Genomic DNA, 1,076 nt, shown 5'->3' on the forward strand with positions numbered 1-1,076 from the left:
TGATTTAACTTATTCAACATATAATTTGGCAACTTAATTTTTCTTTTTTCACAATAATCCATAAAATTATCAAAAGTTAAATAATTTAATTTCAATGCCTTAAAGATCAAACTGTAGAATATGGCTTTATGATCAATATATTGTAATATTTCAAAAAACTGCTCTAATGCCCCTTTATATAGCATCCATTGAAAAGCACGTCCCCTAAATTCATTTGACTGTAAATTTTCTAATGGATATGATATAAAATATTCTTCAAAATTAAAGCCTTGCCTTTTTAAATAAAAATAAGCTAACTCTATAATTGAAAAATAGCGACTATTCCATGAAGCAAGCAAATCTTCTAGTTCTAGGTATTGGTTTGTGGCAAGATACTCCAAGGACTTACTTTGCACATCTTTAAATGTTTTTTGTCTAACCAATTTTTTTTAAAGCATCAATATTTTGATTTTCGATCAATGAGTTTAGCCATAATGCTCTCACCAGTTGATCCTTTGCTTTACTTGACCACGCTATTAAACCTTCATGGTTGATACATTTTGTTCTAACAGCATAAGCTAACAATGCACGTGGCAATTTCCCTTGTGAACTGATAAGTACAAATTTAAAATAGCTAGTATCTTCTTGAATTTTATAAAATATTAATTGATTAATTTCATCTATTGAGCGTAATCTTATTTGAGTCATCGCAACATCTAAAAAATAATCAATACATAATTTAGAAAAATCTTTGCGTTGACTCCACTCGATTATACGCTGTTTAGCTATGTCTTGATTGATTGGTACATGATCACTCAATCTTAATAGTAAAAGTGGAAATAGCTCCTTTTCATAATGATATTTAGCTTGTTCCAATGCCCATTGGCGATCATAACCACTATAACTTTGTAAATGATTAATCAAATCATCTAAATATCCCTCTCGTTTAGGCAGGTTTGATGTCAATTTTTATTGAAATAAAGAACCTTGCTGATGATCAATCATTTGATCTTGTGATGATGATAAGACACCTACGTTTTCAATTTTCTTAAATATTTTTTTTAAAAACTCAATCACTTGATCTACACTTTTTATGT

At 28.8% G+C, this 1,076-nt stretch carries 1 protein-coding gene and 1 pseudogene; both read right to left on the reverse strand.

Going from position 1 to position 1,076, the window contains the following annotated elements:
* Window positions 1–422, reverse strand: a pseudogene (locus tag KPC_RS19960) (hypothetical protein); the annotation flags it as partial.
* A complete protein-coding gene (locus KPC_RS19965; RefSeq protein ID WP_146196691.1) occupies window positions 415–903 on the reverse strand; it encodes a hypothetical protein in 489 nt (162 codons plus the stop codon). The gene KPC_RS19965 and the pseudogene KPC_RS19960, both read right to left, overlap by 8 nt.
* Window positions 904–1,076 lie beyond the last annotated feature (173 nt).

The sequence above is a fragment of the Acinetobacter stercoris genome (assembly GCF_900323515.1).
In the GTDB taxonomy this organism is placed as follows: Bacteria; Pseudomonadota; Gammaproteobacteria; order Pseudomonadales; family Moraxellaceae; genus Acinetobacter; species Acinetobacter stercoris.